The sequence below is a fragment of the Rhizobium sp. NXC14 genome, from assembly GCF_002117485.1.
Classification (GTDB): Bacteria; Pseudomonadota; Alphaproteobacteria; order Rhizobiales; family Rhizobiaceae; genus Rhizobium.
This window is the reverse complement of the sequence record NZ_CP021030.1, coordinates 3,745,615-3,770,262: the sequence shown is the minus strand read 5'-3', so window position 1 is coordinate 3,770,262 and position 24,648 is coordinate 3,745,615. Positions and strand designations below refer to the sequence as shown.

Genomic DNA, 24,648 nt, shown 5'->3' with positions numbered 1-24,648 from the left:
GCCATGGCACTTGCCCGCAACCGCCGCCGCGAACGCACGGTGGATTACTGGCCGGGCTTCGTCGATGCGTTGTCGACGCTGCTCATTTCGATCATGTTCCTGCTGACCGTCTTCGTCGTCGGGCAGTTCATCCTAAGCCGCGAAATCACCGGGCGCGACGAGGTGCTCAATCGGCTCAATAGCCAAATCAACGAGCTGACGCAGCTTCTGGCGCTCGAAAAGGGTAGCAATCAGGATCTCCAGGATTCTGTCGCCAACCTGCAGGCTTCGCTCGCGACTGCCGAAGGGGAACGCTCACGGCTTCAGGCGCTGCTGAACGCCGGCTCGGGCGGCCAGGATGCGGCTCAGAAGCGGATCGGCGCCATGACGCAGGAGCTCGACGAGCAGAAGCAGGTGAGCGAACGGGCGCTGAGCCAGGTCGAACTCTTGAACCAGCAGATCGCCGCACTCCGCAGCCAGATCGCCGCGGTCGAAGCGGCGCTGCAGGCATCCGAGGAGAAGGACCGGGTCTCGCAGACCAAGATCGCCGATCTCGGCAGTCGCCTCAACGTGGCGCTGGCGGCGCGCGTGCAGGAACTGAATCGCTACCGCTCCGACTTCTTCGGTCGCCTGCGTGAAATCCTTTCGGATCGCGAGAACATTCGTATCGTCGGCGATCGGTTTGTCTTCCAGTCCGAAGTGCTGTTTCCCTCGGGCAGCGCCGATCTCAACCCTGAAGGGCAGGGGGAGATGGCGAAGCTTGCCGCGGCGTTGCTCGACCTCGCCAAAGAAATTCCGCCGGAGATCAACTGGGTTTTGCGCGTTGACGGCCATACCGACAATGTGCCGCTTGCGGGAACGGGCCGCTATCGCGACAATTGGGAGCTTTCCTCGGCACGCGCGATTTCGGTCGTCAAATTCCTGATCGGCCAGGGTGTGCCGGCGGACCGGCTCGTTGCCGCGGGCTTCGGCGAATTTCAGCCGATCGCACCCGGCGATGCCCCGGACGCCCGTTCCACGAACCGCCGCATCGAGCTGAAGCTCACCGAGAAATGATCAGCCTGATGTCGTCCGCCGCGCTTCGGCGAGCCGATCGACGAGAAAGGTTCGGACAGAGGGGCTGTCGCTGAGGCCAATCGCCGTCATGTAGGCATCGGCCGCGGCCGCATCGTCGCCCGTTCGTGCCAGAAGAAAGGCACGTACGGCCCAGTAGGGCTGATAGGCAGCGATCGCGCGCGGATCGATCCTGTCGAGCAGGGTCAGGCCTTCGGCGGGGCTTAAAGCCCGGCCGATCACCGCCGCTTGGGCGACGCGCGCGCCGAGTGTCGGCTTCATCGTCAGCAACGCGGCATAGAGCGTCGTCAGCGCCTGCCAGTCGGTCACTCCCGAAAGGCGGCGCGCCGCATGCACCGATTGAATCGCCGCCTGGCACTGATAGGGGCCGAAACGGTTGAAGCTTCCGGCCTTGCGCAGCAGCGCGTCCGCCTCCGCGATCATGGTGGCGTCCCAGCCGGCCGGATCCTGCTCGTCCAGCGGCACATAACGCCCGTTGCCGTCGCGCCGGGCGCTACGGCGGGCTTCGCAGTGAAGCATCAGCGAGAGAAGGCCGATCGCTTCCGGCTCATCCGGAAGTACCGTCAGAAGCGCCCGGCCGAGCCAGATCGCTTCGCCGGCAAGCGAATGGTGCGCTTCCTCGCCATCGAGACCATCCCATCCGAGGCCGTAGGCGGCGTAGACCGCCGAAAGCACGGCGGCAAGCCGCCCAGGCAGCGCGGGCCGAGGTGGTATGGTGAAGGGAATGCCGGCATCACGGATCTTCACCTTGGCCCGCACCAGCCGCTGGCTCATCGCTTCCGCTGAAACGACGAAGGCCCGGGCGATGGTTCTGGCTTCGATGCCGAGAATCGCTTGCAGCATCAGCGCCGTATGCACGGAGCTGTCGATGGCAGGATGGGTGCAGGCGAAGAGTAGCTTCAGCCGTTCATCGGGAAAGACGGAATTGCCGGCCTCGTTCATTCGTGCCTCCGCTTCCTCGAGGGCGAGTGATATCGTCGTTTGTGCGTTGGCCTCGACGGTGCGGTGCCGGGCCGCCTGCATCAAATTGCGGCGGGCGGCCACCAGCAGCCAGGCTTCCGGATTGGCGGGAATGCCGCACTCCGCCCAGACGTGCAGGGCCGAAGCCAGCGCTTCCGACAATGCGTCTTCTGCCGCCGGCACGTCGCGCGAGCGGGCGGCGAGAAAGGCGATCAGCCTGCCATAGGACTGTCGCGCCACTTGTTCGGCGGCGCGTCCGGCATCGGGCGGCATTGCCGCCTCACATCTGCAGGCGCGGGCGCACCTCGACCGAACCCTTGTCGGAGATAGGAATACGGGTAGCCCATTCGAGCGCGGTGTCGATGTCCGGGACCTCGATCAGATAGAAGCCGCCGAGCTGCTCCTTGCCTTCCGGATAGGGACCGTCCTGAACATCGTGATCCTCGCCCTTGCGGCGTATGACCGTGCCGGTCTCGGGGGCTGTCAGCCCCGCGCCGCCGGTCATGATCCCGGCCTGGACAAGCGCCTGGGTGTAAGCAACCCAGCCGTCGCGATAGGCCGGATCGCTACGGCGGGCGAAATCCTCCGGCGCTTCGCGAATGATGAGGGCATATTGCATGGAAAACTCCTGATATCGTTGTTGGCGTTGATCCAGACCGCCGGCGAAAGCCGTCGAGCTTGGTGGAGCGGCTAGCCGTTCCGAGACAATGAGGCGCGATCGCCGGTCGTTTCGACATGGCTTTGAAAAAATATTTGAAAAAGAAAAATCGCGCCGGGAATCACAAACAGGCGAGCCGGTCTCTAAGACACCAGCGCCGCTCGAGGGCGCAAAAAAGCAGGGCGGCATTGATGCCGCCCGTGCCATGCCGCTCAGCCTTCGGCCTTCGTCTGGTCGACGATCTCGGCGCCGGAGGTATTCTTCTTGATGGACTCGATGGCATTCAGGGCGGACGCCTTCGCCTTGTAGCCCTCGGAGCTGAACATGGTTTCCCCGTTCGATGCCTTGAAGCGGAAACGGAATTCGCCTGATTTATCCTTGTAGACTTCGAATTTATACATGGATGTCTCCCGAAACGCTGAATTGCACCATCAGCGTCGAGGAGGCTAGATCAAAATGCCGAGCTTTTCCACTGCCTTAATGAGGATTGAGTTCAACCTGGTGCTAATCAGCGCTGCGGAAGATACCGGGCAAATGTCCTCGCATCATTCCATCTGGATGTTTGCGCCCTTGACGACCGGCCCCCATTTGGCGAGCTCAGCCTTCACGTGGGCGGAAAGTTCCTCGGGCGTCGAGCCGACGATGGTGGCGCTGAATTCCTTCATGCGTGCGGCAACGGCCGGGTCTTTGAGCGCCTTGTTCGCCGAGGCGTTGAGGCGCGTCACCACCTCGCCCGGCGTGTTGGCTGGGGCAAAAAGCGCGTTCCAGGTATAGGTCTCGTAGCCCGGTATGCCCGACTCGGCGATCGTGGGCACATCGGGGAAGGAGGGCGCGCGCTCGGCGGTGGTCACCGCCAGCGCCCTCAGCGTGCCCGCCTTGATGTGGCTGGAGGAGGAGGGCAGGTTGTCGAACATGATCGGCACCTGGTTGCCGATGACATCGTTCAATGCCGGACCGGCGCCCTTATAGGGGATATGCTGCATGCTGACGCCGGCCATTGACTTGAAGAGTTCGCCGGAGAGATGCAGCGGCGTGCCGTTGCCGGACGAGGCGTAACTGTATCTATCGGGCTCGGCTTTCAGCAGCGCGACCAGTTCCTGCACCGTTTTTGCCGGCAATTCCGGATTGACGACCAGCACGTTCGGCACGACGACGAGCAGGGAGACCGGCGCGAAATCCTTCTCCGGGTCGTAGGGCGTCGATTTGAGGATCAGCGGATTGAGGGCGTGGGTCGCAACGGTGCCCATCAGAATGGTGTAGCCATCAGGCTCGGCGCGGGCGACGTTGCCGGCCCCGAGATTGCCGCCGGCACCGGCGACATTCTGGACGATGACCTGCTGGCCGAGATCCTCGGACATCTTCTGCGCGACGATACGGGCGACGACATCGGTCGAGCCGCCGGCTGCAAAGGGCACGACCATGGTGATCGGACGATCGGGAAAATCTGCAGCAACAGCAGAGCTGCTGAACCCCAGCATTGCAGTCAGGCCAAGAATGAGCGCGAGCCCCGTGCGTCGCGTCATGTCGGAAAGCGCCATTCCTATCTCCTCCCACGATTTCAACAGCAATCCCCACCCAGGGGCATGAAGAGGGTAGGGCAGGAGGCGGGAAAGACAACCGCAGGGAGGTGTGGTCGGCGTGAGACTTTAGTCGCTATCGGTGGAGAAGCGCGTACCCGTTATTTGGCAGGAGCGAGCACATCCTCATTGGCGGCGTCGAATTGCAGGCGCGCCAACCGGGCATAGATGCCGCCCTGGCGGATCAGGCTCTGATGCGTGCCTTCCTCGACGACGCGGCCCTTGTCCATGACGAGGATTCGGTCGGCCTTCAGCACCGTCGCCAGGCGATGGGCGATGACCAGTGTCGTGCGACCGTCAACCAAGCCGTCGAGCGCCTTCTGCACCAGCGTCTCGCTTTCGGCGTCAAGCGCTGAGGTCGCCTCGTCGAGCAGCAGCACGGGCGCGTTCTTCAGGATGGCGCGGGCAATGGCGATGCGCTGTCGCTGGCCGCCGGAGAGGGTGACGCCTCGTTCGCCGACCTCGGTCTCATAGCCGTTATCCAGCCGGGCGATGAATTCGTCGGCCTGGGCGGCAAGCGCTGCGGCGCGGACTTCCTCACGCGATGCACCAGGGCGGCCGAAAGCTATGTTATCATGGATCGATGCGGCGAAAATGGTGACGTCCTGCGGCACGATGGCGATGCGCTGGCGCAACTCGTCAGGTGTCGCCAGCCTCGCATCGACACCATCGATCGCCACGCTGCCCTGCTGCGGATCGTAGAAGCGCAAGAGCAGCGAAAAGACTGTGGTCTTGCCGGCGCCGGAGGGGCCGACAATCGCGACGGTTTCGCCCGGCGAGACAGCGAAGTCCAAGCCATGCAGGGCCGATCTGCCGGGGCGCGAGGGATAGGCGAAATGCACGTCGGAAAACTCGACGCGGCCGCGGCTGGGCGAAGGGAGAGCCTCGGGGTTGGCGGGGGCTGATATCGGCGACACCTCGTCGAGGAGTTCGGTCAGCCGGTCGGCGGCGCCGGCCGCCTGCGAGAGTTCGCCCCAGACCTCCGACAGCGCGCCGAGCGATCCCGCGGAGATGACGGCATAAAGCAGGAACTGGCCGAGCGTGCCGGCAGACAGCGTGCCGGCCAGCACGCTGTGGGCGCCGACCCAAAGCACGGCGACGACGCTGCCGAAGATCAGCGTGATGGCGATGCCGGTCAAGAGTGCGCGCGAGCGGATGGCGGCGCGGGCGGCCTCGTAGGCGGATTCGACGGCGCCGGCGTAACGTCTCGCTGCGGCGTCCTCGCCGTTGAAGGCCTGTACCGTACGGGTCGCGGCGATCGTCTCGTTGGCGAAGGCGGACGCTTCGGCAAGCGTGTCCTGAGCGGCGCGGGAACGCCTGCGCACCGAGCGGCCGAAGGCGACGAGCGGGAAGACGATCAGCGGGATCGCTCCGATGACGAGGCTCGACAGTTTCGGCGAAGTGACGACCATCATGCCCAAGGCGCCGAGACAGAGAATGAGATTCCTAAGCGCCACCGAGGCGGTGGCGCCGACGGCGGACTTGATCTGCGTCGTATCGGCGGTCAGCCGCGAGACGATCTCTCCGGACTGGTTGACGTCGAAGAAGGAGGGCGACAGCCGTGTCACATGGTTAAAGACGTCGCGGCGAAGATCGGCGACGATGCGTTCGCCTATGGTGATGACGAAATAATAACGCAACGCGCTCGCGATCGCGAGCACGACGGCCATGACCATCAGCATAGCGAAGTAGCTGTTGATGAAGCTGCCGTCGGATTGGGTGAAGCCGTGGTCGATCATGCGGCGCACGGCGAGCGGCAGCGCCAGCGAGGTCATGGCGGCGAGCGCCAGTGAAATCAGGGCGCCGGCCACCAGCCCGCGATAACGCATGACATAAGGCATCAGCCTGCCGAGTGGCCGCAGCGACCGCCTTCTGTTTTCCTCAGCCCGTGCCTGTTCTGCCAAATCGTCTCCGATCGCCTGCAGGACCCGCTGATGCGGCCTGTTGGCTCTTGTTATCCCGGCGTCCTTCATGTATAGGCACCGCATCCTAATGGGAAGCCGTAGCCATCACGACTGCGGCTTCATTTATTCAATCGGTTCGGTGGCCGCAACTGCATGCGGCAAATTGAACTCCGGTATCGCAGGAAGATTGTTATGAAGGCAGGCATCCATCCCGACTATCACATGATCAAGGTAGTCATGACCGATGGCACCGAATACGAAACCCGCTCGACCTGGGGTTCGGAAGGCGCTGTCATGAACCTCGAAATCGATTCCAAGTCGCATCCGGCCTGGACGGGCGGCAACCAGCAGCTCATGGACCGCGGCGGCCGCGTTTCCAAGTTCAACAAGCGTTTCGGCGGCCTCGGTCTCTAATCGCTTCTGCTTGACGACGTTTCGCAAGGAGCCCGGTTCTGCCGGGCTTTTTTGCGTTGGCGGAACGATGCGCAGCGGCAACAAAAAACCGGCCGCGCACTGCGCAGCCGGCCCAAATGGATTTAGCAGCTCTGGTCAGTTGTTGCCGAAGGCCGTCTGCAGCAGCGAAAGCTGCGCCTGGACGCTGTTCTGATTGTCATGAACGATCACGGCTTCGGCCGGACGATAGATTTCGCGATCCAGCAGCGCGATGCGGTTCTGCAGGCGCAGGGAGCGCTCGACGAGGTCTCGGAACGATTCCGGCAGATCGCCCCAGCCGGGTGCTGCGCGGTCGACGTTGAAACCGTCGAGGCGGACCTTGTTCTTCTCGGCCAGCACCTGGTCGCGCGACATCTCGCCATTGTTGACGGCGCGCTGCAACAGCAGCCACGAAGCCATCTGCATCAGGCGGGTGGTCAGCCGCATCGATTCCGCGGCGTAGAGGACGGATGCCATGCGCGGCAGAACCTTGGAGGCTGCGCGGCCTTGGCCGTCAAGATAGGCGGCGGTCTCTTCGACCAGCGACATGCCTTCGCCATAGAGTGCCTTGAACTGAGAGGATGCAGCCGCGCGGCCCGCAAAACTGATTGTGTTCAATCCAACTTCCGACATCGCAATAGTCCCTGTTGCACGCAGCTACTTATGGTCAGGTAACGCCGGGGTTGACGGAAAAGTTTCCGCGTCCGGTCTTTATGACTTTAAGATGGTATCATTAGCGGAAATGCGCAAGCCGTTTCTTAAGAAAGGGTTAATCTCCACAGTTTCATGGAAGTGCGCCGGCCGCAGCAAAAAGAAGAGCCGCAAAAGCGGCTCTCAAGGTAAAACAGGGAGAAAAATCAGACCAATTCACCGCTTGGAAAACTGTCTGAGATCCAGAGAAAGCCTGGATGAGTACAGTAATACCTCATAAAGCTTAATATTTTATTAACATTGTGCCGAATGAAGACTTGAGGCTGGCTCATTTTCCTGCCCATGCTCTTGTTTTCGGAGGCTTTTAGCGGATCACGAGCGGAAGAAGCTTTCAGCGGCCTGTCGCCCGGATGCCTTGCGACTAGCTTCAGCTTCGAGCCGGGCGATCTCGGTTTTCAGCAATTCCACTCGCGCCTTCAACTCATCCACTGAAAGCATAGAGAGATCGCCGCCGATCTCGTGGGCGGTTTTCTTCTGCGGTCGGTCGTCATCGATAAAGCTCATCGGTTCTCCTCCTTTTGCTGCCGGCAGCATAATGCCGAAAAATGCGGCCGACACGGAATCGGAATTTAGGTCGATCCGGCCCAAATCCAGCCTCGCCCTCCCCATTTTTATTTTTCCCGAGCCAGGGCGAAAACCGCAGTGCGGCTTTTGTAGAGAGGGCCTAACCGAACTTTACAGCAGGATCGCTGCTTTCGGGAGATTTGCCTGTGCCGCGATCGGCCAGCGACATGCTCTGCGGCGTCAGCATCGGCGAAGTGCCGGTCGGGATCGTCGTATAGGCGTCGCGGTCGCTGACTGGGACGGCCGCGCGGATGCGGCTTCTGATGATGGCGTAAACGGTGATCAGCACATGAGCGACGGCGGTGACCAGGAAAAGCGCATGCGGGGTGATTGCCGACATGACCGGGCCGCCGAGCGTCGGGCCGATGACTGTGCCGATGCCGTAGAGCAGCAGCAGGCCGCCGGAGACCTTGACGAAATCCTCCGACGCCGCGAAGTCGTTCGCGTGAGCCACAGCAATCGGATAGAGCGTGTTGGCCACCGCGCCGTAGAGGACAACGAGCCCGATCAGCAAGGCAGGGGATGTCGGGTGAAGCAGAAAGATCAGCAAGCCGGCGATGGCGGCAATCGCCGACAGGGCGGCGAGCACGTAGCGCCGGTCGATGCGATCAGAAAGCCGGCCGGCCGGCAGCTGCATCATCGCGCCGGCGAAGATGGTAGAACTCATCATGACGGCGATGCTGGTGTCGGAAAGGCCGGCGCCGGCGCCGAAGACAGCCCCGAGCGTGCCGTAAGCGCCGTTGGCAATGCCGACGAGCAGAATGCCGAGGCAGGACACGGGCGAATTGCGGTAGAGCGCCGGCAGGTCGAGGCGCACAGCTTTTAGCGGCTGCGGTGAGGCTGCGGTCGAAAGCGTCGTCGGCAGCATCGCGATGCAATAGAAGATGCCACAGATCATGAACAGCACCGGCGTGCGCACATCTTCGAGCGGGATCATCATCTGGCCGCCGACGACGCCGAGCAGGGTGATGCCGATATAGAGCGAGAAAATCGCGCCACGGCTCTCGTTGCTGGCGCGCTCGTTCAGCCAGCTTTCGATGATCATGGACGTGCCGGCGGTGGAGAAGCCAGTCACCGCACGCAGGATCACCCACCAGAACGGATCGATGATGATGCCGCTGACCAGTGCGATGATGGCGATGATCGAGATGAAGCCGGAGAAGGCTCTGACATGGCCGACGCGGTGCACCAGTTTCGGCGCCACCAGGCAGCCGATGACGAAGCCGCCCGCCCATGAGGTGCCGAGCAGGCCGAGCGTCGTCGTGGCATAGCCTTCGAGATTGCCGCGCACGGGAAGCAGGATGCCCTGCAGACCATTGCCCATGAAAAGGAAGAGCGTGCCAAACAGCAGCGCAGCGACAGACAGCAGATTTCTCTTCATTTCCCCAGACTCGGTCTTAACGATTTACGATGGACATAAGGCACGACCTCAGTCAGCCCAGTCTCAAGATGATTGATTGTGCCCCGGAATGTCTTTACGGCGTGTCGAGATCCTCTTGTTCGCGCGGAAAAATGTCCGTCCTGTGACATTCCGAAAAACGGAAAAAATAAAGCATGACAAAGCTGATAGCCTTGCTGCTCATCCTTGCCATGGCGATACAGGTGATCAAGCCGCTCGGGCTTCCCGGCCTCAGGCGGCGGATGGATTTCTGGAAGATCGCGCTGATCGCCTTCGGCATATGGGCAGTGGCGCTGCTGTCGCGCGACTTCCTGATGTAAGCCTCGGCAGAAGCCGCGATGTGGCCGTCAGTTCTGCAGGATGATTTCGCCGCGCATCACGGAAACGCAGCTTCCCGAGATGACGACGTCAGTGACGGTGCCATCGCACTTCGTGACATCAAGGGCGATGATGCTGCGGCGGCCCATTTCCACGCCCTGTTCGATGGTGATGCGGACGTTCATGTCGGCCTCCGCCGTCAGTGTGACGAGATAGGCACCGAGGGCTGCGGAAGCGCTGCCGGTCGCGGGGTCTTCGGGCACGTTATCGAGCGGCGCGAACATGCGAGCGCGTATATTCCACGGATCTTCGGATGTCCTGACATAGACGAAGAGCGAGAAGTCATGGCCGCTCGTCGTCTGGTGGCCGGCAGCCGCCTGGAATCCGGCAAGGTCCGGTCGGGCGGCGGAGAGCGCTTCAAGCCCGCTCAACTCGGCAATGGCGAAGTTCAGACCGAGCGAGGCAAAGACCGGGGCGTGGTTGGTCTTGACGATTGCGCCGGGTTCGAGCCCGATGCAGCGGGCGATAGTTTCCTCGGCAATGACATCGCCGATTGTCAGCGGCTGCGGCGCGCGGATGGCGGCGGCCGCGACCTTTCCGCCGCTGCGTTTGAGGGCGACTTCGACGATGCCAGCCTGTTCCTCGAAACGCAGCTTCTCGCCAACGGGCTTGCCGAAGATCTCCGCCTGCCGGCCGAGTACACAGGCGGTGCCGACGTTCGGATGACCGGCGAATGGTATTTCCATCGTCGGAGTGAAGATGCGGACACGGGCCGAATTGCGAGGATCCTCCGGCGGCAGGACGAAGGTCACTTCGGAATAGTTAAATTCGGTGGCGATCATTTGCATCGCTGCATCGCTGAGCCCGCGCGCATCGGAAATGACGGCAAGCGGATTACCCTCGAAACGCGCGGAGGTGAAGACATCGACGGTGACGTAGGGGATGGTATCCATAGCGGCTCCTGTTTCGGCGGGCCTTTATGAATAATCACGATTTTTCGTCAGGCGAAGCGTTATCTTGTCGCCGAGACAATGAGGAAGGGCGGCAACATAGCGTTGCCGCCCTTCCTGCAGGCGATTAAAGGCCCATTATAATCAGGCTGCCTTTTCCAGATCCTTCTGCCAGCTGCCCTTGGCGGCAAGGCTGTTCATTTCGGCGCGGTGCGTGAATTCGCGCTGGCCGGCGGCGACATTTTCCGGTTTGCCGTTCCAGGCCTTGAGCGCACTGTCCTGAAGGGCGCGGCCGTAGGAGAAGGTGACGAACCAGGGCAGGTCGGCCGTGGCATTGATGGCGGAAAGATGTGCGGTTGCCTCTTCGGTCGACTGGCCGCCGGAGAGGAAGGCGATGCCCGGAACCGCTGATGGGACCGTGCGCTTCAGCACCTGCACGGTGCGCTCCGCGACCTCGGCGACAGAGGCCTTGCGGGCGTTCTTGCCGTCGATGACCATATTCGGCTTCAGGATCATGCCTTCGAGGCTGACTCGGGCTTCGGCCAGCTCTTCGAAAACGATGCGCAGCGTGGATTCGGTGACTTCGGCGCAGCGGTCGATATTGTGGTCGCCCGGCTTGCCGTCCATCAGGCATTCCGGCTCGACGATCGGAACGATCTTGGCTTCCTGGCAGAGGGCCGCGTACCGGGCAAGCGCCTGAGCGTTGGCGCGAACCGAGCCGCGGGTAGGCAGCGTCGAGGAGATGGCGATGACGCCGCGCCACTTGGCGAAACGGGCGCCGGCCTCATAATAGCGAGCAAGGCGCTCGCCGAGGCCATCGAGGCCTTCGGTGATGGTTTCGCCCGGGAACTTGGCCATCGGCTTGGCGCCGGTATCGACCTTGATGCCGGGAATGGAACCCGCAGCGCGAATGATGTCGACGAAAGGCGTGCCGTCTGCGGCCTTCTGGAAGAGCGTCTCTTCGAAGAGGATGACGCCGGAAATATATTTCTTCATCGCCTCGTCGGAGCGGAAGAGCATCTCGCGGTAATCGCGACGGCTCGTTTCGGTCGATTCGAGATTGATCGTGTCGAAACGCTTCTTGATGGTGGAGGTCGATTCATCAGCCGCAAGCAGTCCCCGGCCGCCTGCAACCATTTGCACTGCAATGTCTTCCAGTCGTTCGCTCATTCGTTCTCTCCACAGCATGAAACATCGGCGGTTTAAGAATATAGGACGGCGATAACAGAAGTTTATAGGGAGGAAAATGGAAGGCTAAGTCATTGAAACGATTGAAATCATTTCAATCGTTTGAAAGACTGAGAATTTTTCCGGCGCTTGAGCAAAAGACCGCGGAAGGCTTCTCGCCGCCGCGGTCTATCCACATGTAAAATCTGCCAAATCCGCTTAGCGTCATTTATCGGCGTTGAGAACGGCGACGCCGGGTAACTCCTTGCCTTCCATCCATTCGAGGAAAGCGCCGCCTGCGGTGGAGACATAGGTGAAGTCGTCGGCAACGCCGGCATGGTTCAGAGCTGAGACGGTATCGCCGCCGCCGGCTACGGAGGTCAGCTTGCCGGCCGCCGTGCGCTCGGCGGCGTATTTTGCGGCAGCAACCGTTGCGGCATCGAAGGGCTCGATCTCGAAGGCGCCGAGCGGACCGTTCCAGACGAGCGTCGAGGCGCGCTCGATCCAGGCATTGATGGCCTGAACGGATTGCGGCCCGACGTCGAGCACCATGGCATCGGCGGGAATTGCGTTAATACCGACCGTCTCATTGGCGGCACCCGCCTTGAACTCGCGGGCGACGACGCCGTCTTCCGGCAGGATGATGGCACAGCCTGATGTCGCGGCCTCGATCATGATCTGCTTGGCGGTTTCAGCGAGATCATGCTCGCATAGTGACTTGCCGACATTGGTGCCACGCGCGGCGACGAAGGTATTGGCCATGCCTCCGCCGATGACGAGAGCATCGACCTTCTTCACGAGATTCATCAAAAGATCGATCTTGGTCGAAACCTTGGCGCCGCCGACGATTGCGACGACGGGACGGGTGGGATTGCCGAGACCTTTTTCAAGCGCCTCCAGCTCGGCCTGCATGGTGCGGCCGGCATAGGCCGGCAGGTGGTGGGCAAGGCCTTCGGTGGAAGCATGGGCGCGGTGGGCGGCGGAGAAGGCGTCGTTGACATAGATATCGCCATTGGCGGCAAGCGCCTTGGTGAAGTCAGGATCGTTCTTTTCCTCGCCCTTGTGAAAGCGGGTGTTTTCCAGCAGCAGAATATCGCCATTCTTCATTGCGGCAACGGCGGAGGCGGCGGCCTCGCCGATGCAGTCGGAGGCCGTCAGCACGGCATGATCGAGCACTTCCTCGACGGAAGGGGCGATTAGCGACAGCGACAGATCCGGCGACGGACCGTCCTTTGGCCGGCCGAAATGAGCAAGCAGGATGACCTTGGCGCCCTTGCCCGATAGTTCGAGGATCGTCGGCGCCACCCGCTCGATGCGCGTCGTATCAGTAACCTTGCCGTCCTTGACCGGGACGTTGAGGTCGACGCGGATGAGCACGCGCTTGCCGCTGATGTCGGAGAGATCGTCGAGGGTCTTGAAAGAAGGCATGGGGAAGATCCAGTCTTGGTTGGCGGAAGTCGCGCCGACCATAGCAAGGATCATTCGAGACGCAAGGCGTTCAGCGACCGTTTTCGCGTCTGGCTTTCTCGCCTCCGACCGATGTTTTCGGCATGGTTTCGGGGACCGCCGCTTCGCGGTTGCGGCGTCCCTTCAACCGGTCGCGGATGCGCTGAATAATGTCCTTGAGGTTGATGAAGATCGGCAGGGTGGTGGCGGGTTCGACCGCTTCGAGAGACATGCCGACGGAGGTGATATGGTCGTGCTCGTCGAGATCGCGGACGATGAGGATGATCGAGCCGAGACGGACGCGATCGGCATAATCGGCCTTGCCGCCGAGGCGCTGCCGCATCAGTTCCGCGATCGTCAGGCCTTTCTCGGATTCGTTGAGCAGGCCGGGCCCATAGGCGGCATCGAGATCGGCGGCGGGACGGGCAGGCGAGAGCGCGAAGGCGCCGAAGAATTCGGCATCATCCTCGTCCACCGGCGCCCGGCTGGCGAAGAGCCGGTCGAGCAGCCGGGAATAACTCGGCACGATGAAGAGATAGATCAGATCGTTTTCGCGCAGCCGCCCGGCATACTGATAACGCATTGACTTGCCGTCGCGAATGACAAGCGAAGGGGTAGCCCATCGCGGAATGCGCTCGCCGCGCAAAACCGGGCTATCCTTGATGACACGGTAGGAGAGAAGCTCATGGTTGGCAGCGCCCGGAAGATCGACCTCGACCTTGTCAACGGCGCCGATGCGCGGCGGAATGATCAGACCGAGCTTCTTGGCGATTGGCTTGATCGTCCAGCCCTGGACGAGCAGGGAAACCAACACAATGATGAAGGCGGTGTTGAAGAAGAGCTGACCGTTTTCCAGGCCGCCGAGGATGGGCATGATAGCAAGCAAAATGGAGACGGCGCCGCGCAGGCCAACCCAGGCGACGAAACCGATCTCCTGCTGCGTATAATCGAATGGAAGCAGCGACAGCCAGATTGCCAGTGGTCGGGCAATGAAGATCAGGAAGAGGGCAAGCAGGATGGCCGGTATGACGATGGCGGGAAATTGTGATGGAGTGGCGAGCAGGCCGAGCACCAGGAACATGATGATCTGCGCCAGCCAGGTCATGCCGTCCTGGAAGCGTTTGATGGTGCCGAGCGCCTGCATTCTCCGGTTTCCGGCGTAGATGCCGGCGACATAGACGGCGAGGAAGCCGCTGCCGCCGACTGCGCCGGCGAAGGAGAAGACGAGAAGTGCAAGCGCCAGCACGAAGATCGGCGTTAGGCCACGATCTGTATCGAGCTTGCTGACGATCAACACGATCATCATGCCGCCGAGCAGGCCGAGGATTACGCCGAGCCCCATCTGCTGCACGAACATGGCGAGCATGCCGATATTGATGCCGGCATAACGCTCGCCGCTCGCCAAGACCTCGACAAGGGCGATGGTGAGGAAGATCGCCATCGGGTCGTTGGTGCCGGATTCGACTTCCAACGTCGAGCGCACCTTATCGCGGATGTTGATGCCGCCGATGCGCAGCAGGAAGAAGACGGCGGCGGCATCCGTCGATGCGACGATCGAACCGAGCAGCAGGCCTTCGAGCCAGGTGAAGTTCAACAGCCACATGGCAGCGACGGCAAAGAGGGAGGCGGTGATCAGAACGCCGACCGAGGCGAGCGTCAGAGAAGGCACGGCCGCGAGCCGAAAGGCCTGCATCGGCGTGCCGAAGCCGGAATCGAACAGGATGACCGCGAGAGCAATAGAACCGAGAATATAGGCGAGATAGTTGTTGCTGAATTCGATGCCGAGCCCGTCGACGCCAGCGGCAAGGCCGATCATCAGGAAGAGCAGCAGCAGCGGGGCGCCGAAGCGGAAGGCGAGCAGGCTCGAAAAAGCGGCAAGAAGCACGAGCGCCGTCGCGACCAGCACCACGATATAGAACGCTTCCATGCCCACCCCTTTCTATCGAATCCTTCGCGGATGTGGCCACCCCCGACCGATCCGCCTGTCTCAACCCCTCCATTCCACGTCGATCCATCAGTAAACGGCAAACCGGCATAGAAGGGTAGGCCTTGCGGCTTAACCTCGTCTCGTGCTGCATCATGCTGCTGAACGGCTGCCGGACACCGACACGGAAATGCTACGGGAGAAACTCTCTACAAAGAATGTATAAGAAAATCAGGCAAGAGCAGGGCGAAAGACGGTACGATCGATTTTTCCTGCAGCTACCCATAGATCGCAATAGTATAGGACACATTCCTCCGCGCGGCCGGTTTGGCTTTGCCCGATGAAGCGAATAGTCTGCGGCGATGAGCCGACTGTGGCTATGTGGCCGGCCATTGCTCCGCTATCAAAACACCGCCTGAAGTATGATGACGGCGAGAAACGCAACACCGATGAACGCGGCGACCCGGACGACCAGACGATTGGCCTTTGCCAGCACGGCAGGTCGGACGTCCCGCTTGGGGTGAAACCGCTGCCGCCGCTTGAGGGTGCTGTGGGGCAAGCGTTTTTGCACCTCTGCCATTTATCGCCTCCGCTTGGATCAATCAGCCATTGTGCAACGTGATGCACCCTTCAGTTTATCACGCTTGGGCAGGGGATTGCCAACCGTGATTCCGTCCCGCGGCCGCAGCGAAATCGTCGCTTCGAGATTGGCTTTTAAACTTGGAAGGCCGATACATATCGACTGTCAGTCTTCGGTGTCCTCACCCTCGTCGGTCAGTTCTTCGACCGGGACCAGGAAAACCACGAACTCGTCGTCGATGGTCCTTTCCGGATCGTCGTCGAATTCATAGGCGTGCTCGACTTCGCTTGCTTCTTCAGCAGTCGCCTTTCGCAGGCTGAGCGTCGCCTTGCGGTCCCACAGGGGCTTGCCCTCGGACTCAAGGATGGTCAGGTCGTCGCGAAAATCTTCTGCCTCGAAGAAATGCGTCGCTTCCTCATGGTTTTTCGAACGGAAGCTGGCAACGGCGCGACCGGCGATTTCAACGGTAAAATAATCCATCCATCCCTCTTATCTCCCCGGGTGCGACTGCGGCTCCGGGGTTATCAACAATGCCATCACCGGCTTCGGACGCCTATAACAAAACGGCCCGGTTTCCCGGGCCGTCTGCGATTTTCGATAGTCGGGCGCTCAGATGAGCTTGGCGAAGGCCACGGCCGTATCCGACATGCGGCTGGAGAAGCCCCACTCGTTGTCGTACCAGGACAGGACGCGCACGAAATTGCCTTCCATGACCTTGGTCTGATCGGTTGCGAAGATCGAGGAGTGGCTGTCGTGGTTGAAGTCGCGGGAGACGAGGGGCTCGTCGGTGTAACCGAGGATGCCCTTCAGCTTGCCGATGGAGGCAGCCTTGATGGCTTCGTTGATTTCGCCGACTGTCGTGGCCTTCTTGGAGACGAACTTGAAGTCGACGACCGAGACGTTCGGGGTGGGAACGCGGATCGAGGTGCCGTCGAGCTTGCCCTTGAGGTGCGGCAGCACGAGGCCGACTGCCTTGGCGGCGCCCGTCGAGGTCGGGATCATGGAGAGGGCGGCAGCGCGGGCGCGATACAGGTCCTTGTGCATCGTGTCGAGCGTCGGCTGGTCGCCGGTGTAGGAGTGGATCGTCGTCATGAAGCCGTGGTCGATGCCGACGGCGTCGTCGAGAACCTTCACGACCGGCACCAGGCAATTGGTGGTGCAGGAGGCGTTGGAGATGACCATGTGCTCCTTGGTGAGCTGGTCATGGTTGACGCCGAAAACGACAGTCAGGTCAGCGCCGTCGGCGGGAGCCGAGACGATGACGCGCTTGGCGCCGGCCGTCAGGTGGGCGGCAGCCTTGTCGCGGGCGGTGAAGATGCCGGTGCATTCCATGGCGATATCGACGCCGAGCTCGCGGTGCGGCAGCGTTGCCGGATCCTTGATCGCGGTGACCTTGATCGGCTTGCCGCCGCCGACGATGATCGTGTCGCCTTCGACCTTCACCTCGGCCGGGAACTTGCCGTGGATCGAGTCGTAACGCAGCAGATGCGCATTGGTCTCGACCGGACCGAGGTCGTTGATGGCGACGACCTCGATGTCGGTACGGCCGGATTCGACGATAGCGCGGAGGACGTTACGGCCGATGCGGCCGAAACCATTGATGGCAACCTTGACTGTCATGTTCATTCACTCCCGATAGAATAGGGCCCGATAGGCCGGGCGGCCTGGAATTGAGGAGATGGAGAGCGCCTCAAGGCGCTCTCATTAAAGCTTTGCTTCGGCGGCCGCAACGACAGCGTCGGCGGTGATGCCGAAATGCTTGTAAACGTCCTTGACCGGACCAGACGCGCCAAAACCCTTCATGCCGATGAAGCTGCCTTCCGGTCCGATGAAGGCGTCCCAGCCTTCGCGAACGGCGGCTTCGACGGCAATCTTGACCGGTGAGTTGCCGAGCACGTCCTTGCGGTAGGCGTCCGGCTGCTCGAAGAACAGTTCCGTGCAGGGCACCGAGACGACACGCACCGAAACGCCCCTGGCTTCCAGAGTTGCGCGGGCGGCAACGGCGATTTCGACCTCGGAGCCCGAAGCGAAGATCGTCACCTTGGCATCGGCATTGCCGGCAAGCGTGTAGGCGCCGAGTTCGCAGAGGTTCTTCGCATTATACTCTGTGCGGACGGTCGTCAGGTTCTGGCGGGTGAGAGCCAGCGCGGACGGGCGGTTCTTGCTCTTCATGGCGATCTGCCAGCATTCCGCCGTCTCGACGGCGTCGGCCGGACGGAAGACCTGCAGGTTCGGAACGGCGCGCAGCCCGGCGATCTGCTCGACCGGCTGGTGAGTCGGGCCATCTTCGCCAACGCCAATCGAGTCATGGGTCAGGACGTGGATGACGCGAATGCCCATCAGAGCCGAGAGGCGGATCGGCGGGCGGCAATAATCCGAGAAGATCATGAAGCCGCCGCCATAAGGGATGAGACCGCCGTGCAGCGAAATGCCGTTCATGGCAGATGCCATGCCGTGCTCGCGGATACCCCAGTGCATATAACGGCCCTTGAAGTCCGTCGGGGTGATGGAGACCATCTGGCTGGTCTTGGTGTTGTTCGACGGCGTCAGGTCGGCGGAACCGCCGAGCGTTTCCGGCACGAAACCGTTGATGATTTCAAGCGCGTCTTCCGATGCCTTGCGGGTCGCAACCGTCGGCTTGGTTTCCGCGAGCTTCTTCTTGTAATCGTCGATCGCCTTGTCGAAACCTTCGGGCAGATCGCCGGCAAAACGGCGGGTGAACTCGGCCTTGGCAGGCGACTTGGCAAGCGTTTCTTCCCATGCCTTGACGATGTTGTCGGAGCGGGTGCCGGCCGCGCGCCATTCATCGAGAAGATCGGAGGGGATGACGAAGGGCTCGTACTCCCAATTCAGCGCCTTGCGGGTGGCTGCGATCTCATCGGCACCGAGCGGGCTGCCGTGAACCTTGTGGCTGCCGGCCTTGTTCGGGGCGCCGAAGCCGATCACCGTCTTGCAGGCGATGAAGGTCGGACGATCGGACTTGTGAGCGGCTTCGATCGCATCGGCGATGGCGGCCTGATCGTGGCCGTCGATCTCGATCGTGTTCCAGTGAACGGCTTTGAAGCGGGCGATCTGATCGGTCGAGTCCGACAGCGAGACGGCGCCGTCGATGGTGATCGAGTTGTTGTCCCAGAAGAGGATCAGCTTGTTGAGCTTCAGGTGGCCGGCAAGGGCGATGGCTTCATGGCTGATGCCCTCCATCAGGCAGCCGTCGCCATTGATCACGTAGGTGTAGTGGTCCTGGAGGTCCGCACCGAATTCCTCACGCAGCTTGCGTTCGGCGATCGCCATGCCGACCGCATTGGCGATGCCCTGGCCGAGCGGCCCGGTGGTGGTCTCGATGCCGGTTGCGTGGCCGTATTCAGGGTGGCCGGCGGTCTTGGAGCCGACCTGACGGAACTGCTTCAGGTCCTCGATCGTCATGTCGGGATAACCGGTCAGATACAGCAGCGAGTAGAGCAGCATCGAGCCATGGCCGGCTGACAGCACGAAGCGGTCGCGGTTTGGCCAATGCGGCTTCTTGGGGTCGAAGCGCAGATATTTGGTGAACAGGACCGTCGCCACATCAGCCATGCCCATCGGCATACCAGGGTGGCCGGAATTCGCCTTTTCCACGGCGTCCATGGCGAGGAAACGGATCGCGTTCGCCATCCGGTCGTTTTGTTGGAGAGAGGTCATGGCTTTTCTGCAAGCTCCGGGTGTCGGGGGATGGCCTCGAGCCTCCAAGACCATCGAGTGAAAGCGGCTGACACATAGCAGTTGGGGCTGGCGAGTCAATCAATGGCCGGGCAAAACCCAGCGGCCTGCGGCAATTTTTTGACATTTGCTCGCGCAACTTTACAAAAGACCAAAGCGGCACGGCGGGCCTGCCCAAACGTTCATCCACAGATAGGCAGGCCGCCGGGTGACGGGATTTATTGACGGGCCGTTGGCGAGCTGCATATCCTCTTGAAATCAAAAGATCGGCAGATGTGGCCGATTCGCAGGTCCTGCACGGGAATCGGAAAGGCATGATGCCCACAGGCAAAACCATGGAAGCAGCGCTGGACGAATTGAGACAGGCGATTTCGAGCCTCGAAAACGCCGTCGACATGCGCATTGAGCGGCAGCGAGAGCAGGGTGAGATCGAGGGCGAGGTGCGACGTGTGCATGCCGACCGCTCCCGTCTAGCCCAGGAGCTCGATCAGGCCGAGTTTCGCGCCAACCGGCTGGAAGAGGTCAATCGTGAGGTATCGCGGCGGCTGGTGACGGCCATGGAGACGATCCGCGCGGTTCTGGACCGCTGATGAGAGAGAATTTGATATGGCGCAGGTGACGGTAACGATCGACGGCAAGGCCTATCGGATGGCCTGCGAGGAAGGGCAGGAGGATCATCTGACCGACCTCGCCACCCGTTTCGACAGCTATGTCGGCCATCTCAAGGGCCAGTTCGGTGAGATCGGCGATCTCCGGATCACCGTCATGGCCGGTATCATGATCATGGATGAGATTGCCGAGCTGACACGTCGCATCGCGGAGCTGGAAACCGAGCTCGAGTCGCTGCGCGGCAACCGCGACACCGTGCTTGCCGCGACTGCCCGCACCGAGGAAAGCCTCGCGGCGGCGCTCGGCGAGGTGTCGAGCCGCATTCGCGGCATCACCGACAAGCTGAATGGCCGGGCCGCCCCCGAACTCAATTGATGTCAATTAAATAGAGTCGGGCTGCGGTCGCCACTGGCGCGCCGATGCAAACGACCTTATATATCGCGATGCGGTCTGCGCCTCTCGACAGGAACCACAATCCCTGGGGCCATACTCGATCCAAAGGGAGCTGTCCCTGTCCGGGCTCGTGGGCCTGGACACACGGTGCCCACCTACGTTTGTAGGCGCCCAGGATCGTAAACATCCATCGGTCGTCGTGGATCGCACTTTCTCTTTATCGTTGGCAGGGCGCCGGATGCAGGAGCGAACGTGAGTTGCACGTCCGCCCCTTTCAAGATGTCCTTATTTCTTCAGGGAAGGGTGACCTGGAAGACCTGGAACATCGTGTCGACGTCGGCGCCGCGTCCGCCTTGTAGGCTGCGCCCACCTGGAAGCCATCCTGTGTGAGGAAGTCGTTGTCGTTGGCGACAAACAGGAAGTAATCGTCCGGCGACTGCGGATTGAGAACGCTTGCAAGGCCCATGGCTTCGATGACGCTTTGCGATCCCGGCATTCAGCGTCTTATCTCAGGCGACCGGATAGGGTCCTTCAGCGAAGACTTCGTCATGATAGCCCTTGGAGCCGACGTCGATCGCCAATGGGCTTCGCCATTCCCGGCGCTCGCGCAGGCAGTCGACCACGAAACGGAAATCATAGCGCGGCTGCCAGCCAAGTTCGCGCCTTGCGCGTTCGTTGACGTAGACGCGATCGAGCGTCGGGAACATTTTCCAGCCGCGTTCGGCGTAAAGGGCGTTTGCACCTGGAAACAGCCGCTCGACGACAGCAGGCGCGTCACGCCTGAGCTCAGCAACGTCGCCCGATAGAAACGGCGTCGTGGCCGAGATGATATAGCGGCCGAAGCCGATCGCCGGTGCCTTTTCGAGCGCCAGCAAATGGGCGCCGACCACGTCGCTGATATCGACGCGGCGATGAAGCAACTCGTTGGCCTGCGCATTTTCCGCCGAATAGCTGTTGCGAATCTCGGGATCATCATCGCTTTCGGGAAAGAAACGCGATGTTCTGAGGATGACGACAGGCAGGCGGAATTTGCGGGCGAAGAGTTCGCAGACGCCTTCGGCGGCGAGCTTCGTCACGCCGTAGATATTCTTCGCTATAGGAGGCACGTCCTCGGTGACCCACGCGGCAGGTTCGCCGGCGGCCGGCGTCAATGCGGCACCGAAGGCGCTGGTGGTGCTGGTGAAGACGAAGCTTGCAACGCCCGCGGCGGTCGCCTCTTCAAGCAGGTTCAGCGTGCCGCCGACATTGGTGTCGAGGAAATCGCGATTGCCGTGGGTCGCCACATGCGGCTTGTGGAGTGTCGCGGCATGGACGACATGGCTGATGCCCGACATCGCCCGCCGGATGAAGCCTCGGTCACCGATGGAACCAACCATATCGGTAAAAGCCGATGGCTTGATGTCGATGCCCCGCGCCCACCGGCTCTGAGCTCTCAAGCTGCGCATCAGCGCCTCGCCGAGATGGCCTGCGCTTCCCGTCACCAATATCGTCATCGCATCCTCTCCTGACCGTGTCGGCGGCGGACCCTATAAAGACCGGTGTCGTGGGACAACGCATAAATTATGCATGGGCATGCAGGAAAGCTGCAGGCTCAGCGGATTGTGGTGACGAGGCGGCCAGCGCTGCCGTCGGAAAGCCTGATCCGCTCCCAGGTGACGCGGCCGGGGGCAATCGGCAGGCGTGCATTGCCGTTGGCGCCGGTATCGAAGGTCAACGACAGCAGCCTGCCCTCGTGCCAGCCTCTTACCTCCAGAGACTGTTCGGCGGCCGCGATCTCGGTGGAAGCGTAAGAGAAAAGAGAGCGGCCGACAAAAGTGCTGAGCGGGGCGCGCCATTCCGCCTGCCGCGAGCGAGAGGCAGATAGCAGCCGATGGGTGCTATCGCAGATCAGATGTACAGGCCGGACGGAATCCTCGACCAGGCGCCTTAAAGCCGCGTCGGCCGCAGCATGTTGCGGCGAGGCGAAGATCCGCTCCAGCTTGACGGCCTGTTCGGGCGAGGGTCCAAGCTGGCCGCGCTCCCAGCGCGAGACGGTCGCTTGGTTGACGCCGAGGAGTTCCGCAAGGTGCTGCTGCTTCATGCTGCGCAGCAACCGCATGCGGCGTATGCCGGCTCCTGATATCGTCATTTGTCGTGAGCTCCCATGCATCTCTGCCAGGATAGGAGTTCGGCGGGCCGGAAGGCAAGCCGATCCTCACGCCGGATCATTGTTCCGGCTGGTCTTCGAGATCGCTTCTTAGCTGATCGAGGATCGACAGGGCATGACCTGCATAGGCGCTGATCCAGCGGTCGTAGATATGCTTGATCGGCAGGCTGTTCAGGTGGTTCCAGCGTTCGCGGCCCTCCTTTCTGACGATGATCAGATCCGCTTCCTCAAGCACCTTCAGATGCTGCATCACCGTGCAGCGGTCCATTTCCGGAAACATTTCGCAAAGCGTTCCGGTGGTGCGGGGCGCGTCCTTGAGCAGGTCGAGAATCTCGCGGCGGCGATGATGCGCTAGCGCCTTGAAGACAGAGTTGTCGGTTGATTCACTTGACATGTTATATTTTTATAACATAATGGCATCAGGCACAATGGAGAAGAGGAGAAGTGCCATGTCTCTCGGAATCCGCGTTTCCGGCCGGATCGGCCGTCCTGTTGCCGAAGTGTTCGATGCCGTCGTCAACCCGAAGAAGCTCAGCAGCTATTTCACCACGATCGGCGGGGCGAGCGCCCCGCTCGTTCAAGGCACGACAGTAACCTGGTGGAAGGATGCGCCGGTCGAGGTTGTTGAGCTTGTGCCGGAAAGCCGCATCGTGCTTCGCTGGGACGGCGGCACCGCTGAGGACAAGACAAGGTATAAGACGCTGGTGGAAATGAATTTCAAGCCGCTGGAGGACGGCGGCACGCTGGTGACGATTGCCGAGAACGGCTGGCGCGAGGACGAGGCCGGCCGGCGCGGCACCTATCTCAACTGCGAAGGCTGGACGCAGATGCTTTGCAGCATGAAGGCCTTCGTCGAATACGGCATCAATTTGCGCGACGGCATGTATCTCAGCGAGATGAAGGGCGAGCCGGCCAGCGCCCCGGATGTCTGACGAGGCTGTCTCGAAGGAGATCGGCGGCCATCGCCAGACTTTGCTTGCCTGTCACACTGCGGGTGCTAGTTTCCGGAGTCGATACTTCATCTCGGTTTCCAGGAGATTCATTATGCAGCTTGGTATGGTCGGTTTGGGCCGCATGGGCAATTATATGGTCCAGCGCCTGATGCGGGGCGGTCACGAATGCGTCGTCTACGACACCAGGCCCGAAAGCGTTGCCGATTTGGCAGGTCTCGGCGCGACCGGCAGCGCTTCGCTGGAGGAATTCGTCTCGAAGCTCACGCATCCGCGTGCGATCTGGCTGATGCTGCCGGCGGCGATCGTCGACAAGGTGCTGGCGAGCCTGGTGCCGCTGCTGCAGAACGGCGATATCGTCATTGATGGCGGCAATTCCTACTATCATGACGACATCCGCCGCGGCGCTGAGCTGATCACCAAGGGCATTCATTATGTCGACGTCGGTACCAGCGGCGGCGTCTTCGGCCTGGAGCGTGGCTATTGCCTGATGATCGGCGGCGAAAAGGGCATCGTCCAGCACCTTTCGCCGATCTTCGCGACGCTGGCGCCAGGGGCCGGCAAGACGGAGGCCTCGCCGAACCGCAGCGCCGAGGCGGCCGCGGCCAGCACCGCGGAACAGGGCTATCTGCATTGCGGCCCGCATGGCGCCGGCCATTTCGTCAAGATGGTGCATAACGGCATCGAGTACGGTTTGATGGCCGCCTATGCCGAGGGCCTCAACATTCTGAAACATGCCAATATCGGCGCCGCTTCGCATGATGCCGATGCGGAAACTGCGCCGCTCGCACATCCCGAACATTTCCAATACGACTTCAATCTGCAGGATGTCGCGGAAGTCTGGCGCCGCGGCAGCGTCATCACCTCCTGGCTGCTTGATCTCACCGCCGATGCACTGCATGCCGACCCCGCACTTTCGAAATTTGCCGGGCGGGTCTCGGATAGCGGCGAGGGCCGCTGGACGATCATGGCGGCAATCGATGAAAGCGTGCCGACGCCGGTGCTGAGTGCGGCGCTCTACGGCCGCTTCTCCTCGCGCGACAATGACGAGTTTGCCAATAAGGTGCTGTCGGCAATGCGGGCGGGTTTCGGAGGCCACGTGGAAAAGCCGGCTTCGAAATCCTGAGGCTCCCTTCACTGAGTCCAAGGCGACCGTCGCCCCGTAAATGGCGGATTGAAGGCGTGGCTCGGGCAGGCGACAGCCGCGGCTG

At 61.6% G+C, this 24,648-nt stretch carries 27 protein-coding genes and 1 other RNA gene; 8 read left to right on the top strand and 20 right to left on the bottom strand.

Annotated elements, in window-relative coordinates; all coding sequences use genetic code 11:
* Positions 1 to 3: 3 nt before the first annotated feature.
* A complete protein-coding gene (locus NXC14_RS18445; protein ID WP_085779362.1) occupies positions 4 to 1,035 on the top strand; it encodes a peptidoglycan -binding protein in 1,032 nt (343 codons plus the stop codon).
* Here the strand turns inward: NXC14_RS18445 and NXC14_RS18440 are convergent, their stop codons facing one another.
* From NXC14_RS18440 to NXC14_RS18420, 5 genes are all read right to left on the bottom strand, one after another.
* Complete coding sequence (locus tag NXC14_RS18440; protein WP_085779361.1) at positions 1,036 to 2,286, bottom strand: DUF6596 domain-containing protein; 1,251 nt, start codon at positions 2,284 to 2,286, stop codon at positions 1,036 to 1,038.
* Between the two features lie 7 nt (positions 2,287 to 2,293).
* On the bottom strand, positions 2,294 to 2,632 hold the full coding sequence (locus NXC14_RS18435) for a YciI family protein (RefSeq protein ID WP_085779360.1): 339 nt from the start codon (positions 2,630 to 2,632) through the stop codon (positions 2,294 to 2,296).
* Between the two features lie 251 nt (positions 2,633 to 2,883).
* Entirely contained in the window at positions 2,884 to 3,072 is a 189-nt protein-coding gene (locus NXC14_RS18430; RefSeq protein WP_085779359.1) for a YegP family protein, read from the bottom strand.
* Between the two features lie 144 nt (positions 3,073 to 3,216).
* On the bottom strand, positions 3,217 to 4,209 hold the full coding sequence (locus NXC14_RS18425) for a tripartite tricarboxylate transporter substrate binding protein (protein WP_085779358.1): 993 nt from the start codon (positions 4,207 to 4,209) through the stop codon (positions 3,217 to 3,219).
* A 140-nt stretch (positions 4,210 to 4,349) separates the two neighbouring features.
* On the bottom strand, positions 4,350 to 6,152 hold the full coding sequence (locus tag NXC14_RS18420; RefSeq protein ID WP_085780187.1) for an ABC transporter transmembrane domain-containing protein: 1,803 nt from the start codon (positions 6,150 to 6,152) through the stop codon (positions 4,350 to 4,352).
* A gap of 192 nt (positions 6,153 to 6,344) precedes the next feature.
* Between NXC14_RS18420 and rpmE the strand changes: the two genes are divergently transcribed.
* Complete coding sequence (rpmE, locus tag NXC14_RS18415; RefSeq protein ID WP_003566413.1) at positions 6,345 to 6,566, top strand: 50S ribosomal protein L31; 222 nt, start codon at positions 6,345 to 6,347, stop codon at positions 6,564 to 6,566.
* A gap of 135 nt (positions 6,567 to 6,701) precedes the next feature.
* On the opposite strand, the gene NXC14_RS18410 is transcribed toward rpmE, so the two are convergent.
* The 3 genes from NXC14_RS18410 to NXC14_RS18400 form a co-directional block, all read right to left on the bottom strand.
* Complete coding sequence (locus NXC14_RS18410) at positions 6,702 to 7,217, bottom strand: DUF1465 family protein (RefSeq protein WP_085779357.1); 516 nt, start codon at positions 7,215 to 7,217, stop codon at positions 6,702 to 6,704.
* A gap of 390 nt (positions 7,218 to 7,607) precedes the next feature.
* Positions 7,608 to 7,799, bottom strand: a complete 192-nt coding sequence (locus NXC14_RS18405) for a DUF1192 domain-containing protein (protein ID WP_085780186.1) — start codon at positions 7,797 to 7,799, stop codon at positions 7,608 to 7,610.
* Positions 7,800 to 7,959: 160 nt separating this feature from the next.
* A complete protein-coding gene (locus tag NXC14_RS18400) occupies positions 7,960 to 9,240 on the bottom strand; it encodes an MFS transporter (RefSeq protein WP_085779356.1) in 1,281 nt (426 codons plus the stop codon).
* A gap of 173 nt (positions 9,241 to 9,413) precedes the next feature.
* Here NXC14_RS18400 and NXC14_RS33060 point away from each other — a divergent pair, with 173 nt between their 5' ends.
* Positions 9,414 to 9,578, top strand: a complete 165-nt coding sequence (locus NXC14_RS33060; protein WP_184455040.1) for a hypothetical protein — start codon at positions 9,414 to 9,416, stop codon at positions 9,576 to 9,578.
* A gap of 27 nt (positions 9,579 to 9,605) precedes the next feature.
* Here NXC14_RS33060 and NXC14_RS18395 read toward each other — a convergent pair whose 3' ends face one another.
* The 8 genes from NXC14_RS18395 to tkt all read right to left on the bottom strand — a co-directional run bounded on the left by NXC14_RS18395 (position 9,606) and on the right by tkt (position 19,321).
* Positions 9,606 to 10,529 carry a PhzF family phenazine biosynthesis protein gene (locus NXC14_RS18395; protein WP_085779355.1) on the bottom strand — a complete coding sequence of 308 codons (924 nt, stop codon included), beginning with the start codon at positions 10,527 to 10,529 and terminating at the stop codon, positions 9,606 to 9,608.
* Between the two features lie 141 nt (positions 10,530 to 10,670).
* Positions 10,671 to 11,696, bottom strand: coding sequence for a class I fructose-bisphosphate aldolase (locus tag NXC14_RS18390; protein ID WP_085779354.1), 1,026 nt, complete (start codon positions 11,694 to 11,696; stop codon positions 10,671 to 10,673).
* Positions 11,697 to 11,918: 222 nt separating this feature from the next.
* On the bottom strand, positions 11,919 to 13,121 hold the full coding sequence (locus NXC14_RS18385; RefSeq protein WP_198175466.1) for a phosphoglycerate kinase: 1,203 nt from the start codon (positions 13,119 to 13,121) through the stop codon (positions 11,919 to 11,921).
* 70 nt (positions 13,122 to 13,191) lie between these two features.
* Entirely contained in the window at positions 13,192 to 15,066 is a 1,875-nt protein-coding gene (locus NXC14_RS18380; RefSeq protein WP_085779352.1) for a potassium/proton antiporter, read from the bottom strand.
* A 400-nt stretch (positions 15,067 to 15,466) separates the two neighbouring features.
* Positions 15,467 to 15,643 carry a hypothetical protein gene (locus tag NXC14_RS33055; RefSeq protein WP_198175465.1) on the bottom strand — a complete coding sequence of 59 codons (177 nt, stop codon included), beginning with the start codon at positions 15,641 to 15,643 and terminating at the stop codon, positions 15,467 to 15,469.
* Between the two features lie 165 nt (positions 15,644 to 15,808).
* A complete protein-coding gene (locus NXC14_RS18375) occupies positions 15,809 to 16,123 on the bottom strand; it encodes a hypothetical protein (RefSeq protein WP_085779351.1) in 315 nt (104 codons plus the stop codon).
* 129 nt (positions 16,124 to 16,252) lie between these two features.
* Positions 16,253 to 17,263 carry a type I glyceraldehyde-3-phosphate dehydrogenase gene (gap, locus tag NXC14_RS18370; protein ID WP_085780185.1) on the bottom strand — a complete coding sequence of 337 codons (1,011 nt, stop codon included), beginning with the start codon at positions 17,261 to 17,263 and terminating at the stop codon, positions 16,253 to 16,255.
* A gap of 84 nt (positions 17,264 to 17,347) precedes the next feature.
* Positions 17,348 to 19,321 carry a transketolase gene (gene tkt / locus NXC14_RS18365; RefSeq protein ID WP_085779350.1) on the bottom strand — a complete coding sequence of 658 codons (1,974 nt, stop codon included), beginning with the start codon at positions 19,319 to 19,321 and terminating at the stop codon, positions 17,348 to 17,350.
* A 332-nt stretch (positions 19,322 to 19,653) separates the two neighbouring features.
* Here tkt and NXC14_RS18360 point away from each other — a divergent pair, with 332 nt between their 5' ends.
* From NXC14_RS18360 to ssrS, 3 genes are all read left to right on the top strand, one after another.
* Positions 19,654 to 19,929 (top strand): DUF4164 domain-containing protein, encoded by a 276-nt coding sequence (locus NXC14_RS18360; protein WP_011426717.1) that lies wholly within the window; start codon positions 19,654 to 19,656, stop codon positions 19,927 to 19,929.
* Positions 19,930 to 19,945: 16 nt separating this feature from the next.
* Positions 19,946 to 20,323: a cell division protein ZapA gene (locus tag NXC14_RS18355; RefSeq protein ID WP_085779349.1), complete on the top strand. Its 378-nt coding sequence runs from the start codon at positions 19,946 to 19,948 to the stop codon at positions 20,321 to 20,323.
* A gap of 69 nt (positions 20,324 to 20,392) precedes the next feature.
* Positions 20,393 to 20,551, top strand: a non-coding RNA gene (gene ssrS / locus NXC14_RS18350) — 6S RNA.
* A 64-nt stretch (positions 20,552 to 20,615) separates the two neighbouring features.
* Here the strand turns inward: ssrS and NXC14_RS33050 are convergent.
* The 4 genes from NXC14_RS33050 to NXC14_RS18335 form a co-directional block, all read right to left on the bottom strand.
* Positions 20,616 to 20,837: a hypothetical protein gene (locus NXC14_RS33050; protein ID WP_198175535.1), complete on the bottom strand. Its 222-nt coding sequence runs from the start codon at positions 20,835 to 20,837 to the stop codon at positions 20,616 to 20,618.
* A gap of 13 nt (positions 20,838 to 20,850) precedes the next feature.
* Entirely contained in the window at positions 20,851 to 21,834 is a 984-nt protein-coding gene (locus NXC14_RS18345; protein WP_085779348.1) for an NAD(P)-dependent oxidoreductase, read from the bottom strand.
* 98 nt (positions 21,835 to 21,932) lie between these two features.
* Positions 21,933 to 22,469: a helix-turn-helix transcriptional regulator gene (locus NXC14_RS18340; protein WP_085779347.1), complete on the bottom strand. Its 537-nt coding sequence runs from the start codon at positions 22,467 to 22,469 to the stop codon at positions 21,933 to 21,935.
* Positions 22,470 to 22,545: 76 nt separating this feature from the next.
* Positions 22,546 to 22,881 (bottom strand): metalloregulator ArsR/SmtB family transcription factor, encoded by a 336-nt coding sequence (locus NXC14_RS18335; RefSeq protein WP_085779346.1) that lies wholly within the window; start codon positions 22,879 to 22,881, stop codon positions 22,546 to 22,548.
* Between the two features lie 55 nt (positions 22,882 to 22,936).
* Between NXC14_RS18335 and NXC14_RS18330 the strand changes: the two genes are divergently transcribed.
* Positions 22,937 to 23,419, top strand: coding sequence for an SRPBCC domain-containing protein (locus NXC14_RS18330; RefSeq protein ID WP_085779345.1), 483 nt, complete (start codon positions 22,937 to 22,939; stop codon positions 23,417 to 23,419).
* A 112-nt stretch (positions 23,420 to 23,531) separates the two neighbouring features.
* Positions 23,532 to 24,563 (top strand): phosphogluconate dehydrogenase (NAD(+)-dependent, decarboxylating), encoded by a 1,032-nt coding sequence (gnd, locus tag NXC14_RS18325; RefSeq protein WP_085779344.1) that lies wholly within the window; start codon positions 23,532 to 23,534, stop codon positions 24,561 to 24,563.
* Positions 24,564 to 24,648: the final 85 nt, after the last annotated feature.